Below are 18,923 nucleotides of genomic sequence, written 5' to 3'. Positions count from 1 at the left end.
AGGGGCTTTCTCAAGACATCGACATTACAGTAACTTATTTACCGAGAATGTTGTTCACGGCAGCGGTGTGCCCTGCTTTGTCTTTTGCGCCAGAGATCACCTGAATCACGGTGAACTTTTTCTCGCCGGCAGCCAGCAAGGTAGCCTGCAGAACATCTTTGCCGTCCATTTTATCTGTGGCTTCGATGTGGTCAACTTCCAGCCCTTTGACGTTTTCCATCTTTTCGCTGGTCACAGTGTAGCTTGGTGAAGCCTGTTTCTGTTTATCCTTGATCGTTTTCATACCTTCAAGGAAATCAGCATCGCTGGCGGCACGGGCAACCAGCGGGATGTCATCTTCGCCAATCAGCAGAACGCGTTTTTCCTGCTTGCTGACGTACATTTTACCCGGACCACCGCCCGGCACAGGCTGCACTTCATAACCCGTCAGGTTAAATACCTGTTTACCGTTGAGCAACGTCACAGTTTGGGTGGTGGCTGCGGCTGCCGGTGCTTTCACTTCCGCTGCGCTAGCCAGTGTGGCTGCGCCGCCGAGTACCGTCAGCAGGCACAATGATCCCATCAGATTGATTGATTTTCTTAACTTCATGTAGAACTCCCTTCTTCCTGTAAAAATTCTCTGTATGAATTACCCTGCGACAGTGCGCGGAGTACCCATAATATAGAGAGGGTTATTTCATCAGATCGCGAATACATATTCCCGAGCCGACTAAAAACAAAATAAGTGGCCAATACCGTACCGGGATAAAAAAGAATTTGTGCGTTCTTTCCGGTTCAAACATCGGCTGACTGTCGGTCATCTTTGCCACGTACGCCAGGAGCTTTTCCTGTTTGATCGCGTAGACAAAAATGCAGCACAGAATAGATGCCAGTATAAATGTAGCCCCTGTTGCCCATAAATGCGCAGAAAAATAACCTTCCTGCCAAATGATATCGACAATCCATTTTAAAAATACGTAGGTAATCGAAATCAACACGGCGATAAAAAACCCTACTCCGCTCCATACTATCATGGCTGATATCCTTGAGTTTCAAATCGAATAATGCATAATCTCTGTCGAAATTAGCGTATTTTTTCGATAATGGCGAGGAGTTCTTGCATGCTGATATATCGCGGCGCCGGTATTATGACCCTTTTAATGCCGATTGTTACTGTACTATTGTTAATGTGGTTATGGCCCGATCCGAGTGTGAAAAAGGGTGATGTCTCATTAATGCAGTTCCTGTTAGGCGTGGGCATTGGCGCGGCTATCAATACGGTTATGGGATTGATAATCAACAGAAAAATTATGATGACGGTGTTCGACACCACTTCTTTTATATTCCCATGCAGTGGCCTTCCCTGGCTATGGTGGTGGTTTGCGGCATTATTGGTTTTATCAAACATTGAATATTCATGGCCATCAGACATGATGGTTTATCCGCCTCATTTCCGGCATCGAATCAATCCGATGAAATAAAACTTAACTCAAATTACCCTCGCCGTTTCTGAAACAATTGCAGACTGCAACTGCAATGCGCGCTATTCGCAAGGTAAATAATCCGAAAAACAAATAATAGCTTGTCGCGACGGATAAAATATCGTCTTATAGCAACGCTTCACAATTCATAAAGTTAATATAGCTGATGCACGCCAGAGAAGGATCTCGCGCATTTCCCCTTATGCCGTTAATCCTTCTTTCGGTATTGCCTGATATAAGCAGCTTGTCCCTCTAACAGACAGTTAGCGAGTTTCTATTTTGAATAAATTAACGGCATTGAAAAAAGGTTATGCAAAGGTATTCTTCTGGCTTCTGGTCACGCTATTTTTGATCCCCGCCATCACGCTGGTATTTGCTGAATACGGCAGTAATCAGCTTAACCAACAATATACTCAGATCTTTATTGATGACGCCCGCGGGCAAAATCAGGACGTCGGTAAACTGACGGATTTCCTGCAACAAAATCCACCCTCCAGCGTCTGCGGCCCCGTGTCGGAAGATCTGCTCGATTATAAAAATGCGGTGTGCGCCGAGAAGTCCGAACTGTGGCAATTCTACATGATGGACAAAGTGGCATTCTGGACGCTTATCGCCAGCGCTGTTGTGCTGCTGATGGTGTTGCTGTTCAGCGCCCTCGCTTTCAGGAATCGCCAGGGACAATTGCTGAGCCTGACACTGGCCCGTCATTTCCTGATGCTGGCCAGTGCGCTGGAAGTATTAGTGCAAGGTGCGATGCTGGTCTGGCTCTCGTTCTGGGGCACGGCATTCTTCACGCAAACCTACTATCCAAAACTGGTGATGGCGGTCGCCTGCTGGTGCTGGCCGGGATGTTCTACATGATCAAAGGCATCTTTAAAAAGCTGCCGCGTGAAGACGGGATCGAAGGTGAAGTCGTAACGCGCGACGCCGCGCCCGCGCTGTGGGCACGTATTGATACGCTGGCGGCCAAAGTCGGAACGACACCGCCTGACCATATCATTGCCGGCATTGATACTAACTTCTATGTGACCGAAGCGCCGCTAAGCGTCAACGAGCATCCACTGAGTGGCCGCAAGTTGTACGTCAGTATCCCCCTGTTGCGCCAGCTGACCACCGCACAGGCCGACGGCGTGATGGTGCATGAGCTGACACATCTGCATGAAGGCGATACCGCATCAGGCGCGCTGCTCGGGCCGAAGCTGCACCGTTTTGATATGTATACGCACCTGATGGGTCAGAACGTCGCGACGCTTATCGTCTTTTATCCTCTGTGCCTGTACCGCATGTTGTTCGAACTGGCATGGCAGCGTAACAGCCGTGAACGTGAGTTCATTGCCGATCGCAGCGCAGCGACGCACACCACGCCTGCCGCGATTATCGAATCACTGATTAAAATCTCAGCCTATGCCAGCTATCGCAGCGAAGTCGAACGTACCCTGTTCGATAACAAAACCCTGCATGAGAACGAGTTGGGGATCAGCAAAGCGATAGCCGCAGGTCTGCCGCAACACGTCAGCTCGCCAGACTTTATCAGCCTGATGCGCGAGCAGGATGTACCGCACCCGTTTGACTCCCACCCGCCGCTGACGGAAAGAATGCGCAACGTCGATTACCACGTGGAAGAGTTGGGCTATGCCGCGATTGCAGCTGAACCCCCTGCTGAAAGCTGGGTGGATCTGATGCCGGTTGCCGAACAGATTGAGCAGCAGCTGTGGCAGAAGTACGAGCGTGATTTCTCATCGGTACATGAAGAAAGTCTGGCGTGGCGTTATCAGCCTGAGGGCGAAGAAGAGACGGCGCTGGTACTAAAACATTTCCCGCCGGTGGCCTTTACGCTGAAAGATGGTTCTCAAATCGAGATCACCTATCAGGGCGTCGTAAAGCCTAAAACGGGGGAATTACTGGAGTGGGATAACGTGAAGAACATCAACGTGATCCGCCAGTTCGGCACTGAGGTGCTGTATCTGCAACACGTCCAGCCGAATGCGCAAGGGAAAAAACGCAGTGAGATCCGCCTGCCAGGTCTGAAAAAGGAAATTGAAGGGTTTAAAAATACGCTGGGTTATTACTGGCATCGTCACCAGACGGTGCGTGCGTTGCAGCAAGAGGAAGAGGCTGCCGCTGCGCAAAGCTAAAAGCCGGTAACGAAAAGCCCCGCTGAACACCTTGTGAGATGTGTTCAGCGGGGCTCTGTTTTTTCATCAGGCCGCTTTAATCGCGCGAACCTTTTTCGTTTTTACAGCGTCTTCGGTGTATTCTGCCACGTCCGCGTCTTCAACAGGTGTCTCTTCTGCTGTTTCAGCGTCGGCTTTCACGTCGGCAGGTGCCGTTTCTGCTTCCGGCAGTTTGCTGGTGCGCAGGATATGCTGAACGGTATCTTTCTGCTCGGCAAGGTGCAGCGCAATGTTTTCCGCCAGAACCTCGTCGATCTCGATTTCGCTCTGTAACAGCCAGTCAGTAAAAGCATCTGCCATGTCGAGCATTTTGTCGTAGGCGTCCGCTTCTTTCTTATTGGCAAATGTCATTTTTTCTTCACCTTTTCTGACGACAACAAATTTTGTTTCAACAGCCATGATTCTCACTCCTTATACTGTAATTATATACAGCATATCAACAATGGATGACGTTGACATCATACATTTAAATTTTTACGTTAGTATTTTAACGGGCTCATTATACGGTGATATCAATGAAAGATGTGCAATGCTGGACGAAAGACGGGTACCTCATCACCACAGACATTGAAAAGATGGATATTTCAGCCATCCAGCATTACCTGACCCGTTCGACCTGGGCGGAAGGTATTGATGAACAGACCGTGCGCGATGCCATCGCCAATAGCCTGAATTTCGGGTTGTTCGACGGAGACAAACAGATTGGTTTTGCCAGATTTATCACCGATTATGCCACCTTTGCCTACCTGTGCGATGTGTATGTTCTCGAGGATTATCAGGGCAAAAATCTGGGGGGATGGTTAGTGGAATGCTGTCAGTCACACCCGGTTACCGCGCGATTGCGTCGCATGATGCTGTTTACCACCACGGCGCCGTGGCTTTACAAGAAGTTTGGCTATGAGCCAGTCAATACGCCGGATTACGCGTGGGCGATCGCGTCCGGACATCTATCTCAACAAACACTAGTTGCTGCACCTCTGACGCCCGAACCGCAGGCGTCAGAAGTTTCACGTTTTACCTGAAAATATTTCCCGGATTTTAGAACGTCTCCCAGGAGCCTTCGTCAGTTTTATCAGCCGGTAAACGCGCGCGGCCAGACAACAGTGCAGGTCTTTTCAGCGGCGACGGCTGGCGTAGCGCAGTATTTACCGCCGCGGCGCTGACTTTAAAGATGCTGATCGATTCCGCCAGACGCTCGGCCTGCTCGTTCAGCGAGTACGCTGCCGACGAGGCTTCCTGCACCAGCGCGGCGTTCTGCTGCGTCACTTCATCCATTTGTGTAATGGCTTTGTTGATCTCTTCGATTCCGGTGCTTTGCTCATGGCTGGCGATAGAAATCTCGCCGACGATATCCGTCACGTTCTTCACGCTGGACACCACTTCTGCCATGGTGGCACCGGCTTTGGCGACCAGTTGCGTGCCGTTATCGACTTTCGATACCGAATCGTCGATCAGTACTTTGATTTCTTTCGCCGCAGAAGCAGAACGTTGCGCCAGATTGCGGACTTCAGAGGCCACAACCGCAAAACCACGCCCCTGTTCACCAGCACGGGCAGCTTCTACCGCGGCATTCAGCGCCAGAATGTTGGTCTGGAAGGCGATGCCGTCAATCACAGAAATGATATCGACAATTTTGCGTGAAGAAACGTTGATTCCCTCCATGGTGCTGACCACCTGCCCGACCACTTCGCCCCCTTCGACGGCCACGCGTGATGCCTGTGCCGCCAGCTGATTAGCCTGACGCGCGTTTTCGGCATTCTGTTTTACGGTGGCGGTTATCTGTTCCATCGCCGAGGCGGTTTCTTCCAGTGAACTGGCCTGCTCTTCGGTACGCGAGGACAAATCCAGATTACCGGCGGCGATCTGGCTGGACGCGCTGCTGATCGCCTGCGTGCCTGAACGGACCTCAGTCACGATGCGCAGCAGATTTTCGTTCATATTTTTCAGCCCCTGCATGAGCTGGCCGGTTTCATCGGAGGAGGTCACGCGGATTTCTGTGGTCAGGTCTCCGGCGGCCACGCTTTCAGCCACCTGCACGGCGGTACCGAGCGGACGGATGATCGAGCGGGTCAGGAAATACCCCATGATCATTGCCAGCAGCACGGCAATCAGGGAGAAGACCAGCGTCAGCTCAATCGCGGTTTGTCCATCGGCGACGGCTTTTTTACCTTCGGCTTGTAACTGCGCATCCTGAGAATCAGCAAAGGCGGTCGCCAGCCCCAGATAGGCATTCTGAGAAGTGGTGAGTTTACGCAGCACATATTCTGTCGCGCCCTCCACATCACCGGCCTGGGCTAAACGTATCAGTTCTTCTTTACCCGCTTCAAAGACATCACTGGCATCCTGCAGTGCTTTAATTTTTTGTTTACCGGTCGGGGTGGACTGAATAGCGGCAATTTTATCCATCGCGAGATTGGTTTGTTTGATGGTGTCGTCGAGCTGTAAATAACGTTTTTTATTTTGCTCCGGATTTTTAGTATCAATGACTATTCCGCGCAAAAACTTTATCTGGTCATTCACCCCGTCGCGAACATCAAATGCCAGACGGACTTTCACATAACGGTCGTTTACAATTTGCTCAATACTGCTGTTAATACTGCTAATTTTTATGACGGCGGTGGCACTGACGATGATTAAAAGCAGGATGATGAGGCCGAATGCGGCACCTAAGCGGCTGCCCACGCGCATATTGTTGATCAGTTTAAACATGTTATTTCCCTTATTTCCGGGCCAATAAAAACAAATACAATGAAAAATAATTCAAAATATTGATGATTACATAGCGGGACTACTTTCTAATGATTATTAAATTCAAATGAGTTATCGGTATGAATAAGGGGAACTTTAGGCGGGATATTTACGGGAAAGTGTAAAGAGAGGTGAATGAATTTATAACGTTACTGAACAAAGTAACGTTATAAACGGAAATTACGCTTTAGGGCAGCCAGTCACCTGCGGATAGGCAGTACACACTAATTGCAGTTTGTTGACCGGTTCAAAGCCCTTTTCATCCATACATTTTTGCGCCTGTGCAGCGCGACCAATGGAAGGTGAAACCGGGTTCGATCCCAGCGGATGTGGATAACCACAGGCGTACATAACGGGTATTGCCTCTCGTTGATTTTCACTGACATGCGAGAAATGTTGTGATGCGCCTTTTCTGCGCCAGCTGACCTGATCGTATTCCTTCATTCCGCTTTCAGGTTTGATGTCATAAAAACCTCTGTCAGCGTCAAACGGCAGCGCCTCAAGTTCTTTCAGGCTGAGTTCATGCCCGCGCTTTTGCGCTACACAGGCCGGAAGCTGTGTTCTGACGTCGCAAAAATCGAAACCGCCTTTATAGGTAAATCCCTGCTTATGCATACACTGAAAGCGCAGTGCGGTGAAATTATCCGGTTCGTAGGTCACGGTTCTGAACTGATAGCCACATTTGACCATCGCCGCCCGTACGCCTTCCTGTGTCGTTGAAGGCCGTTGTCATTGCTCATTCTCATAAGGTGGCGGGCAACCGGTGAGCAGAAATACCGACGCCACCAGCGCCGGGAGGGTGAAAAAGTGCACTTTGCGTAACATCATTCTTCCTTGTGATCAGGCAGTCAGGGTTTCTTCCAGCCAGCCGACGCGCATTTCTGGCACCGAACGCAGCAGTTCGCGGGTGTAATCATCCAGCGGTTCCACCAGTGTAGAAGCAACCGGCCCCTGACGCACAATCCTGCCTGCTTTCAGTACCGCAACGTCGTCTGCAATTTCGCGCACCACCTGCAAATCATGGGTGATAAACAGATAGGAAATGCCGGTGTCCTGCTGGATTTTACGCAGCAACGCCAGCACGTCGCGGGCGACCAGCGGATCGAGTGCCGACGTCGGTTCATCACACACAATCAGTTTCGGCTGCGCCGCCAGCGCCCGCGCAATACAGACGCGCTGCTTCTGGCCGCCGGAAAGCGCAGAAGGAAATCGTTCCGCCAGTTCAGCGTGCAGTCCGACCTGCGCCAGCAACTCACTGACGCGTGTGTCGCGCTGGCTGCGGCTGAGATCGGAGAAACAGGCCAGCACGCGGGCGATCTGGCTGCCGACGCGTTCTTTCGGGTTCAGGGCGGTATCCGGGATCTGATGGATTAGCTGCACGTCGCGCAGTTGCGTACGGCTGCGCTGCCGCAAACTGGCGGGCAGTGTTTGCCTTTCCAGACTCACTTCTCCGGCTTCCGGGCTGAGCAGCCCGCAAATGACTTTGCCGAGCGTCGATTTCCCCGAGCCGGATTCACCGATCACCGCCAGTGTGCGACCGCGAGGCAGGGTCAGTGAGACATTCTGCAAAACCGCCTGCGCATGGTAGCGGGCACTGATGTTGTCGATAAACAGCGCGACCGGTGCCTCGCCGGTTTGTGGCTTTTTTACCTCGCCCTGCGCATGCAGAAGGCGGCGGGTGTAATCCTGCTGCGGCTGGGTCAGAAGCTGTTCTACCGGTGCCTGTTCCACGGTTTTGCCCTGCTGCAATACCATAATCTGATCGCTGATTTGCGCGACAACCGCCAGATCGTGACTGATATAAATCGCCGCCACGCCGAAAATGCGGATCACATCACTGATGGCTTTCAGTACGCCGAGCTGCGTGGTGACATCCAGCGCGGTAGTCGGCTCATCGAAAATCAGCAGTTCGGGTCCTGCGCACAGCGCCATAGCGATCATCGCGCGCTGTAACTGCCCACCGGAAACCTGATGCGGATAGCGCTGATAAAACTGCTGAGGCTGCGGCAAACCGAGCAGTTCAAACAACTCAATGGCCTTCGCCTGCGCCTGCTGGCGGTCATACACTTTATGCCTCAGCGACGCTTCAATCACCTGTTCGCCCAAGGTGATCGCCGGATTAAAGGCCGCGCCAGCGGACTGCGCCACATAGGCGATATGCCGTCCGCGCACCTGCCGTAAGCGGCGGTCGGACAGCGTGGTCAGCTCCTGCCCGTTGAACAGAATACTGCCGGTTTCAATGCGCATCCCCTGACGGCAATGCCCGAGGATCGCCAGCCCGATGGTGGATTTCCCCGCACCGGATTCACCAATCAGCCCCAGCACTTCGCCGCGTTTGACCGTGAAAGAGACATTATCGACTAACGTGCGCGGGTTTTTACCGGCGGAAACCACAGACAGTTTTGTTACGGTTAACAGGCTCATCCTTTTCTCCCCCACACGCGGGTGGTACCACTCATCAGCCAGTCCGCCACGGCGTTCACCGCCAGCGCCAGCACGGCAATCGCGCCGCCGGGCACCAGCGCCGCCCAGACGCCAAACAGAATGCCGTCTTTGTTGTCACGCGCCAGCCCGCCCCAGTCGGCGGTCGGCGGCTGAATGCCTAATCCGAGGAAAGACAGCGCCGACAGGAACAGCAGAATAAAGATAAAACGCAGGCCGAATTCGGCGATCAGCGTCTGTAGCGCGTTGGGTAAAATGACATGCCAGAGGATCCAGCCGAGGCTTTCGCCTCGCAGACGCGCCACATCCACAAATTCCATCACGCCGATATCCACCGCCAGCGATCTTGCCACGCGCAGGACGCGGGTGGATTCCAGCAGACCCAGCACCAGCGTCAGCACCGGAATCGTTTTTGGCAGCACGGCGAGGACGATCAGCGCCAGAATCAGCGTCGGGATCGCCATCACAATGTCGTTACAGCGAGAAATCACCTGATCCAGCCAGCCGCCGCGCAGACCCGCGATAAAGCCCAGCGTACAGCCGACCGCAAACGCCACCAGCGCTGCAAGCGCGGTGACGCCGAGCGAGACGCGCGTGCCCCAGATCAGCCTTGAGAGCAGGTCGCGACCGAGATTATCGGTGCCCAAAATAGCGTTTAGCCCCGGTAAATCCCAGGACATGCCGAGCGTCTGATCTGGCGCGTGCGGTGCCAGCCACGGCGCGAAAATCGCGATAAGAATAAAGAGACTCAGCACCAGCAGGCCGAGTATCGAGGAAGGTTTTAAAGCAGGCATTGCAGCAATTCCTAAAAGTCAGCGGTTGTGGCGTAAACGCGGATTGGCGACCAGCGCCATCACATCTGCCAGCAAATTCAGCAGGATATAAATCCCGGCCAGCAACAGCGCACAGTCCTGCATCACAGGAATGTCACGTTTGCTGATGCTGTCGACCATGTATTGCCCGAGCCCCGGATACACAAAGACGTTCTCGACAATCACCACACCGACCATCAGATAGGCCAGATTGATGGCCACCACGTTGATAATCGGACCGATGGCGTTCGGCAGCACGTGACGCCAGAGAATGCGCGACGGCGCAAGCCCTTTCAGCAGCGCGGTGTCTACGTAGGCTGAGCTTTGCGCGGCAATCAGCGCCGCGCGGGTCATGTTGCTCATGTGTCCGAGGATCGCCAGCACCAGCGTGGCACACGGCAGTGAAATCGCCGAGAGTTTAGCGCCCAGCGGCATGTCTGCCGTGATGCTGCTGTTGCTCGGCGCCCACGCCAGCGTGATGGCAAAAATCAGGATCAGCAGATAGCCGGAGAAAAATTCCGGCAGCGCCACGGTGGCACGGGTGACGGCGTTGAGCAGCGTATCGACCCAGCTGCCGTGATAGCGCACGGAGATAAAGCCGATTAAAAGCGCCAGCGGAACGGCGATGGCGGCGGTGCATCCGGCCAGAAACAGCGTGTTACCCAGACGGGTAAACAACGGGCCGCTGATGGCTTCACGGGTAGAGAAACTGGTGCCGAAATCGCCGTGCAGAATGCCAAACAGCCAGCCCAGATAGCGGCTGACCGCCGGTTTATCCAGACCGAGTTGCAGGTTCAGTTCGCGGATAGCGTCAGGCGTGGCGCTCTGACCGAGGATCGCCGTCGCGGCATTACCCGGTAACAGTTGCACCCCGGCGAAAATCAGCACGGAGACCGCCAGCACGATCAGCACGCCGTAAAACAGGCGCACCAGCACCATGCCGAAAAGCGACGAACGGAGGAGCGAAAAACGGCCCGCAGGCCGTTGAGTTGTATTTGGTGAGGACAAATCAGACATTATTTTACCCGGCTCAGCCTTCGATCCAGACTTTCTCTGCCGCACGGTTGCCACTGAGCGGCATTCCCGGAACGGAGGTGAACCCTTTAATTTTTGTTGAACAGCCATCGAGCGCATCGGCATACAGCGGAATGATTTCACTGCCCTGGTCGACCAGCATCACCTGAATATCATGGTAAATCTGCTTACGGCGGGCTTCGTCCGGCTCACCGCGCGCGGCTTTCACCATCGCATCAAAGGCCGGAACGTGCCAGGCGGACTCATTCCACGAAGACTGGCTGGTGAACACTAAAGAAAGCAGCGCATCGGCGGTCGGACGGTTCGCCCAGTTTGACGACACAAAGGCTTTCTTCTGCCAGATGTCATTCCAGAACGCATCGTCCGGCACGCGCACCACGTTAAGATTGATCCCGGCTTTCGCGGCAGATTGCTGATAAAGCTGACCGGCATCGACCGCGCCCGGAAAACCGGCGTCGGCGACGTTAAGCGTCAGCGGGCCGCTGAAGCCAGATTTCTTCCAGTGGAACTGCGCTTTTTCAGGGTCATACGGACGCTGCGGAATATCTTTGGCGAAGTAACGGTTCGACGGGAAGATCGGATTGTCGTTGGCCACGCTGGCGTAACCGCCAAGCACAGTATCAATAATTTGCTGGCGGTCGATCGCGTATTTCAGCGCCAGACGGCCATCGACATTATCGAACGGCGCCAGATTCGACAGCCCTGGGAAGGTATAAATCATGCTGTCTTTGGCGCGCACCAGTTTCAGATTTGGCATGCGTTCGATACGGCTGACAATGCGCGGGTTCACGCGGTTAATGAGCTGCGCGGAGCCGCTGACCAGCGCCGCAACGCGTGCGGTGGAATCGTTCATCGCCAGCGTTTCTACCGAATCCACGTGGCCGCGTTCGCTGTTCCAGTAGTTCGGATTGCGTTTGGTCAGGGTGGTCACGCCCGGCTGGAATTTCTCCAGAATGAACGCCCCGGTGCCGATGCCTTTATCGAAACTTTCGTTTTCGGCGGTGATCGCAAAATGCACGGCGCTCAGCAACCAGACGAATTCGACGTCCGGCGCGGTCAGTTTGATGGTGACTTCATATTCGCCGGTCGCTTCAATCGAGCTGGCGGTTTCCAGATAGCCTTTCACCGGTGAGGTGGATTTCTCGCCACGGTGGTGATTCAGGGAGTACACCACGTCTTTTGCGCCAAGCGAGCGGCCATCGTGGAACTGCACGCCCTGACGGATTTTCAGCACCCAGGTTTTGCTGCCATCGGTCGATGCCCAGGATTCGGCCAGCGAAGGCGCAAGTTTGGCGCTCTCGTCGATTTCGACCAGATTGTTGAACAGCTGCGAGCCGACAAAGTACATGTAGGTTTCGAACCAGAACGCCGGATCCAGACGGTCGGTGCTGGAGGCGTTATCGACGCCCACCACCAGGTGACCGCCCTTCTTTGGTTTTTCCGCTTCGGCGGCAAAGGCTTTGCCCAGCCAGGTGGAACTGGTGGCGGCGGCGATGGAAAGTGCCCCCGCGCTTTTAATAAACGAACGACGATCGATCATGTTTTATCCCCTGTCACTGAGGGCATTCGCCCTCAAGCTCTGATTCAATAATTTTTATTTTTAATGATGCTATTTACTGAACGCCTGTTTCAGCGCGGCAATGTGTTCCGGTCCGATACCACAGCAGCCGCCAACCAGCGTCGCGCCCTGCGCCACCCAGTCCTCGGCGAAATCCAGATAACCAGCAGGATCCGTATCCTGACGCATTTTGCTCAGCCCTTCATTGGCACCGCGTTGGTTATCTGAAGGCTCGAAGGCGTTGGCGTACACGCCGATATCCAGTGCAGAATTTTCTGCGTTAAGCGCAGCGCGTGCGGCCTGCACCGCGGCAGCCATCACTTCCGGGCGGCTACAGTTGAATAAAATCGCGCTGGCGGATAAACGCAATACTGCCGCAACCGCCTCTTCGATGGATTCACCGGAGCGCAGATGCGCGCGGCCCTGTTCATCCAGCTGATCCTGCAAGGTAAACGAAAACCACAGCGGACGCGGGTCATCGCCCAGCACGTCGCGCACGGCTTCCACTTCCGCCACCGAACTCTGGGTTTCTGCCAGCCAGATATCCACAGTACTGGTCAGATTTTCCACCAGCACCTTGAGTAATTTTTTCGCCGCTACCGGCTCGAACAGATCCGGGCGGTAAGAGCCCAGCACCGGAGGAAGAGAACCGGCCACTTTTACCGGCGTCTGCGCGGCATCGGCGGCTTCACGCGCCAGCTTGCCGGAAAGCGCAATCAGCGCCGCACCCTGCTCAGCAAATACGGCGTCGCTGATATGAAAAGGCACCACAGCGTAGCTATTGGTTGTAATCACCTGAGAACCGGCGGCAATAAAAGCATCATGGGCGGTGCGGACAAAATGCGGGGCTTCAATGAGCGCCAGCGCCGACCACTCAGGCTGACGAAACGGCGCGCCCATGCGGGCCAGTTCGCGACCCATGCCGCCATCGAGGATTTGAATGTTATTGATCATTGTGTCGTCACCTGGTGTTTTTCGTAAGCGAATCAACGTCCGCCCCAGCGTTTCCCGAAAGTTGGCACCACTCTACAAAACGAACGTTTAGATGTCTAGATTTCTTAATGGCTAAACTAAGCGAAATTCATTCATTGTGTTTATTGGATGCAATGAAAATATAAATAAACACGATACCCGAAACACATTCCACGGGCTTTTGTGACAATTATTTCGCTTAAGTCTCGCTAATATAAACCCTTCGTCTTTTCTGCACTTTTTCCCAATTCCGTCATGAAATTTACCTTTGTTATATTTATTTACACCTTAAAGCTCAATGCGTATTATTCTCATTCGTTTTATTGACTGCACGCTCGAATCCCCCTTCCGGCCTGTGTTTTTGCGGGTCTGGCGGATGTGTTTAGCAGGGCAATCACGCGATAAAAAACTAAAAAACAGTGGCGAAGTAAAAGCAGTATCCAAAAATAAAATAATCGTTTGGAGAATCACAATGTTGTCCGTTTCAGGGATCCATCCAGTTCAGTCAGCGCAGAAGAGAAATAATGCAGGCCGGAAACTTTCACTTTCCGTGATTGCTCTCTTTGTTTCTTCTTCCCTTCATTCCGTTCATGCGGCAGAAACCACGGCACCCAAAGCCGCCGACGATACGGTGGTTGTGACCGGTCAGACCGGCGGCAACGACACCGGCAGCACCGCGCAGGATTACAGCGTGCCGGTTACCACCGCAGGCACCAAGATGCTGCTGACGCAGCGTGATATTCCTCAGTCGGTCACCATTATCAGCAAACAGCGTATGCAGGATCAGCAACTGCTGTCCCTCGGTGACGTGCTCAATAACACCACCGGCATTTCACAAAGCGTGGCCGATATGGATCGCCGGACCTATTACTCACGCGGGTTCCTGATCGACAACTATATGACTGACGGCATTCCGACGGTCTTCGAACCGCGTTGGAATCTGGGCGACGCCGAATCAGATACCGCGTTGTATGAACGTATTGAAGTGGTGCGCGGCGCGACCGGCCTGATGACCGGCCCTGGTAACCCTTCCGCGTCGGTGAACATGGTACGTAAACACGCCGACAGCAAAGAGTTTACCGGCAATGTATCCGCCACCTACGGCAGCTGGAACAAACAGCGTTATGTCGCCGATCTCTCTACGCCGCTGAGTGAATCCGGCAACGTGCGTGGCCGTCTGGTCACCGGCTATGAGGACAAAAACAGCTACGTCGAACGCTACGGCGCAACAAAAAAATTCGTCTACGCCGCCGTGGATGCGGATCTGACCGATTCGACCTTGCTCTCCGCCGGTTATGAATTCCAGCAAAACGACACCGACAGCCCGACCTGGGGTGGAATGCCGCGCTGGTACATCGACGGCAGCAAAACCAGTTATCGCCGTGGTTTCAACTCTGCGCCGGACTGGGCATACAGTAATAAAGAGACTAAAAAACTCTTCACTACGATCAAACAGTCATTCGATAACGGCTGGACGCTGACCCTGAACGGCACGCATAACGAAACGATGATCGACAGTAAAATGCTGTACATCGACGGTTACTTCGATAAAAACACCGGCGCGGGCGTCTCTTCTTACGCCGGTTATCCGGTTGTCGGCGGCACCGGCTACAACACCGGCAAGCGCAAAGTGGATTCCGTCGATACCTTCGCCAGCGGCCCCTTCGAACTGTTTGGCCGCGAGCATGAGCTGATGACCGGTGTCAGCTACAGCAAACAACAAAACACTTACTACAGTGCCTTCGCCAATATCTCCTCCGAAGAGCTGGGTAACTTTAACAATTACAACAGCCAGTTCCCTGAAACCGACTGGGGCCCGCGCTCGCTGGCACAGGAAGACGTGATCCGCCAGAAATCTGGCTATATCGCCACCCGTCTTTCTCTGGCAGATCCGCTGCACATGATTTTGGGCGCGCGTTATACCAACTGGAATTCACACACGCTGACGGATCAGATTGAGAAGAACAACATCACGCCGTACGCCGGCCTGGTGTTCGACATCAACGACAACTGGTCAACGTACGCCAGCTATACCTCGGTGTTCCAGCCACAGACCTACCGCGACATCAACGGTGCTTACCTGTCACCGGTCATCGGCAAAAACTACGAAGCGGGCGTGAAATCCGACTGGTTTAACAGCCGTCTCACCACCTCGGTGTCGGTCTTCCGTGCAGAGCTAGATAACGTCGCGCAATCCACCGGCCGCGTTATTCCGGGCACGCAGGATTATGCGTATGAAGGTAAAAACGGCACCGTGAGCCGTGGCGTTGAGTTTGAAGTGAATGGCGCAGTGACGGACAACTGGCAGATGACCTTCGGCGGCACGCGTTACGTGGCCGAAGATGAAAATGACGATGCCGTGAATCCGGAACAACCGCGTACTCAGTTGCGCCTGTTCACCAGTTACCGTTTACCGCAGTTGCAGGATCTGACCATCGGCGGCGGTGTGAACTGGCAGACTCACGTCTGGAGTGATGTTGCCGGTCCTGATGGCGATGGCACCCGTCATGCCGAACAGGGCAGCTACGCGCTGGTTAACCTGTTCAGCCGTTACCAGGTGACCAGACAGCTTTCCGTGCAGGCGAACATCAATAACCTGTTCGATAAGGAATACGACACCAGCGTGAACCAGTATGTGGTGTACGGCGAACCGCGTAACGTGTCGGTGACGGCAAACTACAGCTTCTGATTTTTCTTCTTTATATAAACACCGCGACCGGCATGATCACTCTGCCGGTCGCGGCTTTTCCCGCCCTAGTGTTCCTGCCAGTCGACAATCAGCTCGCCATACAGATATTCCGCTTCCGCCAGACGGCTCAGCAGACAATATTCATCTGTCTGATGCGCCATACCCGGCTCACCCGGCCCGAGAATAATGCACGGCGGATGATTCAGTGCCGGTAACAGCAACGACGCATCGGTGAAATACGGCATGATTTTCGCCTCAAGCGTGGCGGCGTGCAGCGACTGACATCGCCGGTAGACGTTGCTTATCCAACTGTTATCTTGCGCACTGAGCACCGCAGGCAAATCGACCAGCGTGGAAATCGTGACGTTGTCACCGAGTGCAGTGGTGAGATTCTGGCGAATGGTCGCATGTTGCAGGTTTGGCGCGGTGCGGATATCCACGTCAAATTCGGTATGATCGGGCACCGAATTGATGTTCAGCCCGCCATGAATACGTCCGACGTTCAGCGTCGGCTTTTTCATCAGCGGGTGCGACGCGCCCGGTTCGAAATGCTGAATTTTTCCCAGCGCTTCAGTGGCGAGATAAATAGCGTTAACCCCCAGCTCCGGCATCGCGCCGTGGGCGGTTTTACCGCGCGTTTCGCAGCGCAGCCATAACGCGCCTTTATGGCCAATAACCGGATAGTTAGCGGTCGGTTCACCGACGATCAGCGCCCCGACCGGTGGCAGCATCCCTTCGTCGATCAGCGCTTTCGCCCCGTCGCAGCCGGTTTCTTCCCCACCGGTAATGATCATGACGACGCCCTTTCCGGCGCGAATGGCGGTCTGATGCGTCACGCAGGCTACGGCAAACGCCGCGACCGCCGCTTTCATATCGCTCGCCCCCCGTCCGTACAACTTTTCGGCAGTGACGTCTGACCCAAAGGGATCGTGCTGCCAGGTCTGATTCCCCAGCGGCACGGTGTCCAGATGGCCGGTGAAGGCCAGCGGTTTGCCGGGCTGGCTGCCCGGCATTTTCGCGATCAGATTGACACGCTTTTCGCCAAAGCCGCTGAGCGTGACGTCAAAACCCTGCGTCTCCAGCCAGCCGGCAAAAAACGCCATGCAGGCCGCTTCGTCGCCGGGCGGATTGATGGTGTCAAAGCCGAGCAGTTGCTGTGCCAGCGCTAACGTGTGGCCGGTCATCAGGCTTTACCCGTCAGCCAGTCCAGACAGTTCACCCACAGCTGGCGGTAGCCCGGCCATGCGGCGAACTCTTCCGGCAGCCAGTGCGCGGACATATCACTGGTCCACACCAGCGATCGCCCCTGCTGATATTCCCGCACCGCGACCAGCGGATGCTGCGTTCCGGCCACCGTTGCCAGCAGTTTGCCTTCCGGATGCATCTCAACTTCGTTGTAGCCGAGCAGCCACGGCCAGTCACCGGTGATATCGGTAAACACGGCGTGCGGCTCTTTGATGTCAGGATAAATACCTTCCGGGGTTTCGATGCGGTCATCCCACGCCAGACAGCGCACCGGCAGCACTTTTTCCACGGCGGTATTGCGATAACGCGCGCCGCCGTTGATCCCCTGAAAACTGTAATACCCGCCGATCATCATCAGGCTGCCGCCTGCCGCCACGTAATCATGAATAAGCGTCAGGCGGTTGGCAGTGCGCTGACTTTTCAACCAGGTATCCGGGTGCAGCAGCAGCGTATTGGCGCCGATATCGGAAAGAATGATGGCGTCCCACTCCTGAAGCCGGGCGAGTGTGAGTGGAAAACTGACCGGCGCGTCGTGGGCGGTCATGTGGGTGATCTCATACTCGCTGTCCGCCAGCGCGGCAAGAAAACCGGTCGCGCCGTTGTGCCAGGTCGCTGTGGCAAACTGATCAAAACCTTTGATGTGCGTGGATGTGCTGGTCCAGGATTCGCCCACCAGCAGGATTTTCTTCTTCATCACTTTCTCCTTATTCCCCGCCAAAGACGCGCTGCGGGTTTTTAATCATGAGGTTTTCCAACTGCTCGCCGCTGACGCCATGCCGACGCAGACGGGGAACAAAATGCTTCAGGATGTAGCCGTAACCGTGCCCGCCGTAGCGGGTTAACATGGTTTTTAAAAATACGTCCTGCGACAGCAGAATCTGCCCGATGAAACCGTCATCAATCAGCTCGCGAATCGCCCGCGCATTCTCTTCGTCAGACGGAGATTGAGCAGATTCATCGGCGTAGTAGTAGCTCATGCCGATCATGTCGTATTCGAGGAACGCGCCGCGTTGCGCCAGTTCGCGCTGATAGCGTTTATCCGCAAAGCTTGGATTCATGTGGCACAACACGGTGTGGCGCAGATCTGCCCCTTCGTGTTCGAGGATATCCAGCACTTTGTGGCCAAGCCGTTCCCAGCCCGGCAGATGTACCTCGATCGGTACGCCGGTAGCGGCGCTCGCCCTGCCCGCCGCGCGCAGCGATTTTTCCTCATCCGGCGTAAAACGGCTGGAAACACCGATTTCGCCAATAAGCCCGGCAATCACCTCCGGCTTATTCTCCGCACCGCCGACGTCATAAATCAGCTTTTCGGTCAGCTGTTCCAGCGAGATACTTTTCACCCATTCCGGGTGCGACGGCTCGAGATACAAACCGGTGCCCATCACAATGTTCAGGCCGGTGAGGCGTGAAATCCGTTGCAACGCTTTAGGATCGCGGCCAATACCGATATTGGTCGGATCGACCACTGTTTGCCCGCCCAGCGCGCGGTACTTCAGCAGCTCCTCAATCGCCACGTCCACATCGAACAGCTGGCAGTTGTCGCGGCTCATCAGCGGATTGAGTGACAGCTCGCCCAGATTTTCGATTGAGACCGGCATTTCGGCGACGTGACGATCGCTGCAACAGCACGGCGCGACCCACTTACCGGAGGCATCCAGCAGAATGTGTTCATGCATCAGCGTTACGCCCATTTCGGCTAACGGCATCGGCCCAAGCACGGTCATCACCTGACCGCTGCCCACGCCCACCGGCAGCGGATCGGCGTGACGAAAAATTGATCCTTTCATC

At 54.5% G+C, this 18,923-nt stretch carries 14 protein-coding genes and 3 pseudogenes; 4 read left to right on the top strand and 13 right to left on the bottom strand.

Annotated features, from left to right (window positions below; genetic code table 11):
* Positions 1-34: 34 nt before the first annotated feature.
* Both TU92_RS08590 and TU92_RS08585 read right to left on the bottom strand, forming a co-directional pair.
* Positions 35-589: a hypothetical protein gene (locus tag TU92_RS08590; protein ID WP_112166207.1), complete on the bottom strand. Its 555-nt coding sequence runs from the start codon at positions 587-589 to the stop codon at positions 35-37.
* Positions 590-671: 82 nt separating this feature from the next.
* Positions 672-1,013 (bottom strand): hypothetical protein, encoded by a 342-nt coding sequence (locus TU92_RS08585; RefSeq protein WP_112166205.1) that lies wholly within the window; start codon positions 1,011-1,013, stop codon positions 672-674.
* An 87-nt stretch (positions 1,014-1,100) separates the two neighbouring features.
* On the opposite strand from TU92_RS08585, the gene TU92_RS08580 reads away from it, so the two are divergent.
* A complete protein-coding gene (locus TU92_RS08580) occupies positions 1,101-1,460 on the top strand; it encodes a hypothetical protein (protein WP_208640460.1) in 360 nt (119 codons plus the stop codon).
* A gap of 279 nt (positions 1,461-1,739) precedes the next feature.
* Positions 1,740-3,595, top strand: a pseudogene (locus TU92_RS08575) (M48 family metallopeptidase).
* Between the two features lie 66 nt (positions 3,596-3,661).
* Here TU92_RS08575 and TU92_RS08570 read toward each other — a convergent pair.
* Positions 3,662-4,033 (bottom strand): YebG family protein, encoded by a 372-nt coding sequence (locus TU92_RS08570; protein ID WP_112166203.1) that lies wholly within the window; start codon positions 4,031-4,033, stop codon positions 3,662-3,664.
* A 116-nt stretch (positions 4,034-4,149) separates the two neighbouring features.
* On the opposite strand from TU92_RS08570, the pseudogene TU92_RS08565 reads away from it, so the two are divergent.
* A pseudogene (locus TU92_RS08565) lies at positions 4,150-4,600 on the top strand (GNAT family N-acetyltransferase).
* Between the two features lie 72 nt (positions 4,601-4,672).
* On the opposite strand, the gene TU92_RS08560 reads toward TU92_RS08565, so the two are convergent.
* The 7 genes and pseudogenes from TU92_RS08560 to TU92_RS08530 all read right to left on the bottom strand — a co-directional run bounded on the left by TU92_RS08560 (position 4,673) and on the right by TU92_RS08530 (position 13,183).
* Entirely contained in the window at positions 4,673-6,343 is a 1,671-nt protein-coding gene (locus tag TU92_RS08560) for a methyl-accepting chemotaxis protein (RefSeq protein ID WP_112166199.1), read from the bottom strand.
* Positions 6,344-6,562: 219 nt separating this feature from the next.
* Positions 6,563-7,207, bottom strand: a pseudogene (locus TU92_RS08555) (hypothetical protein).
* 15 nt (positions 7,208-7,222) lie between these two features.
* Entirely contained in the window at positions 7,223-8,806 is a 1,584-nt protein-coding gene (locus tag TU92_RS08550; protein WP_112166197.1) for an ABC transporter ATP-binding protein, read from the bottom strand.
* The gene (locus TU92_RS08545; protein ID WP_112166195.1) at positions 8,803-9,618 is read right to left on the bottom strand and encodes an ABC transporter permease; all 816 of its coding nucleotides are present in this window, start codon (positions 9,616-9,618) and stop codon (positions 8,803-8,805) included. Before TU92_RS08545 ends, TU92_RS08550 begins: the two co-directional genes overlap by 4 nt.
* An 18-nt stretch (positions 9,619-9,636) precedes the next feature.
* Positions 9,637-10,653 (bottom strand): ABC transporter permease, encoded by a 1,017-nt coding sequence (locus TU92_RS08540; RefSeq protein WP_414060356.1) that lies wholly within the window; start codon positions 10,651-10,653, stop codon positions 9,637-9,639.
* Positions 10,654-10,666: 13 nt separating this feature from the next.
* Complete coding sequence (locus tag TU92_RS08535; protein ID WP_208640463.1) at positions 10,667-12,208, bottom strand: ABC transporter substrate-binding protein; 1,542 nt, start codon at positions 12,206-12,208, stop codon at positions 10,667-10,669.
* 72 nt (positions 12,209-12,280) lie between these two features.
* Positions 12,281-13,183 carry a homocysteine S-methyltransferase family protein gene (locus TU92_RS08530; RefSeq protein ID WP_112166191.1) on the bottom strand — a complete coding sequence of 301 codons (903 nt, stop codon included), beginning with the start codon at positions 13,181-13,183 and terminating at the stop codon, positions 12,281-12,283.
* A gap of 490 nt (positions 13,184-13,673) precedes the next feature.
* On the opposite strand from TU92_RS08530, the gene fhuE reads away from it, so the two are divergent.
* Entirely contained in the window at positions 13,674-15,890 is a 2,217-nt protein-coding gene (fhuE, locus tag TU92_RS08525) for a ferric-rhodotorulic acid/ferric-coprogen receptor FhuE (protein WP_112166189.1), read from the top strand.
* 65 nt (positions 15,891-15,955) lie between these two features.
* Here the strand turns inward: fhuE and TU92_RS08520 are convergent, their stop codons facing one another.
* From TU92_RS08520 to TU92_RS08510, 3 genes are read right to left on the bottom strand one after another with little or no spacing between them, the layout of a single operon-like run.
* On the bottom strand, positions 15,956-17,074 hold the full coding sequence (locus TU92_RS08520) for a M20 family metallopeptidase (protein WP_112166187.1): 1,119 nt from the start codon (positions 17,072-17,074) through the stop codon (positions 15,956-15,958).
* Entirely contained in the window at positions 17,074-17,829 is a 756-nt protein-coding gene (locus TU92_RS08515) for a glutamine amidotransferase (RefSeq protein ID WP_112166185.1), read from the bottom strand. Before TU92_RS08515 ends, TU92_RS08520 begins: the two co-directional genes overlap by 1 nt.
* Positions 17,830-17,839: 10 nt before the next feature.
* Complete coding sequence (locus tag TU92_RS08510; RefSeq protein ID WP_112166182.1) at positions 17,840-18,922, bottom strand: phosphotriesterase family protein; 1,083 nt, start codon at positions 18,920-18,922, stop codon at positions 17,840-17,842.
* Position 18,923: the final 1 nt, after the last annotated feature.

It is taken from the genome of Rahnella inusitata (assembly GCF_003263515.1).
Taxonomy (GTDB): Bacteria; Pseudomonadota; Gammaproteobacteria; order Enterobacterales; family Enterobacteriaceae; genus Rahnella; species Rahnella inusitata.
The sequence above is the reverse complement of the archived record's forward strand: the minus strand, read 5'-3'. Positions and strand labels throughout refer to the sequence as shown.

Coding starts and splice junctions, on each gene's coding strand:
- TU92_RS08530 (WP_112166191.1), bottom strand. CDS start 13,183: ATGATCAATAACATTCAAATCCTCGATGGCGGCATGGGTCGCGAACTG.
- TU92_RS08540 (WP_414060356.1), bottom strand. CDS start 10,653: ATGTCTGATTTGTCCTCACCAAATACAACTCAACGGCCTGCGGGCCGT.
- TU92_RS08580 (WP_208640460.1), top strand. CDS start 1,101: ATGCTGATATATCGCGGCGCCGGTATTATGACCCTTTTAATGCCGATT.
- TU92_RS08570 (WP_112166203.1), bottom strand. CDS start 4,033: ATGGCTGTTGAAACAAAATTTGTTGTCGTCAGAAAAGGTGAAGAAAAA.
- TU92_RS08590 (WP_112166207.1), bottom strand. CDS start 589: ATGAAGTTAAGAAAATCAATCAATCTGATGGGATCATTGTGCCTGCTG.
- TU92_RS08520 (WP_112166187.1), bottom strand. CDS start 17,074: ATGACCGGCCACACGTTAGCGCTGGCACAGCAACTGCTCGGCTTTGAC.
- TU92_RS08510 (WP_112166182.1), bottom strand. CDS start 18,922: ATGAAAGGATCAATTTTTCGTCACGCCGATCCGCTGCCGGTGGGCGTG.
- TU92_RS08515 (WP_112166185.1), bottom strand. CDS start 17,829: ATGAAGAAGAAAATCCTGCTGGTGGGCGAATCCTGGACCAGCACATCC.
- TU92_RS08585 (WP_112166205.1), bottom strand. CDS start 1,013: ATGATAGTATGGAGCGGAGTAGGGTTTTTTATCGCCGTGTTGATTTCG.
- TU92_RS08545 (WP_112166195.1), bottom strand. CDS start 9,618: ATGCCTGCTTTAAAACCTTCCTCGATACTCGGCCTGCTGGTGCTGAGT.
- TU92_RS08560 (WP_112166199.1), bottom strand. CDS start 6,343: ATGTTTAAACTGATCAACAATATGCGCGTGGGCAGCCGCTTAGGTGCC.
- TU92_RS08550 (WP_112166197.1), bottom strand. CDS start 8,806: ATGAGCCTGTTAACCGTAACAAAACTGTCTGTGGTTTCCGCCGGTAAA.
- fhuE (WP_112166189.1), top strand. CDS start 13,674: ATGTTGTCCGTTTCAGGGATCCATCCAGTTCAGTCAGCGCAGAAGAGA.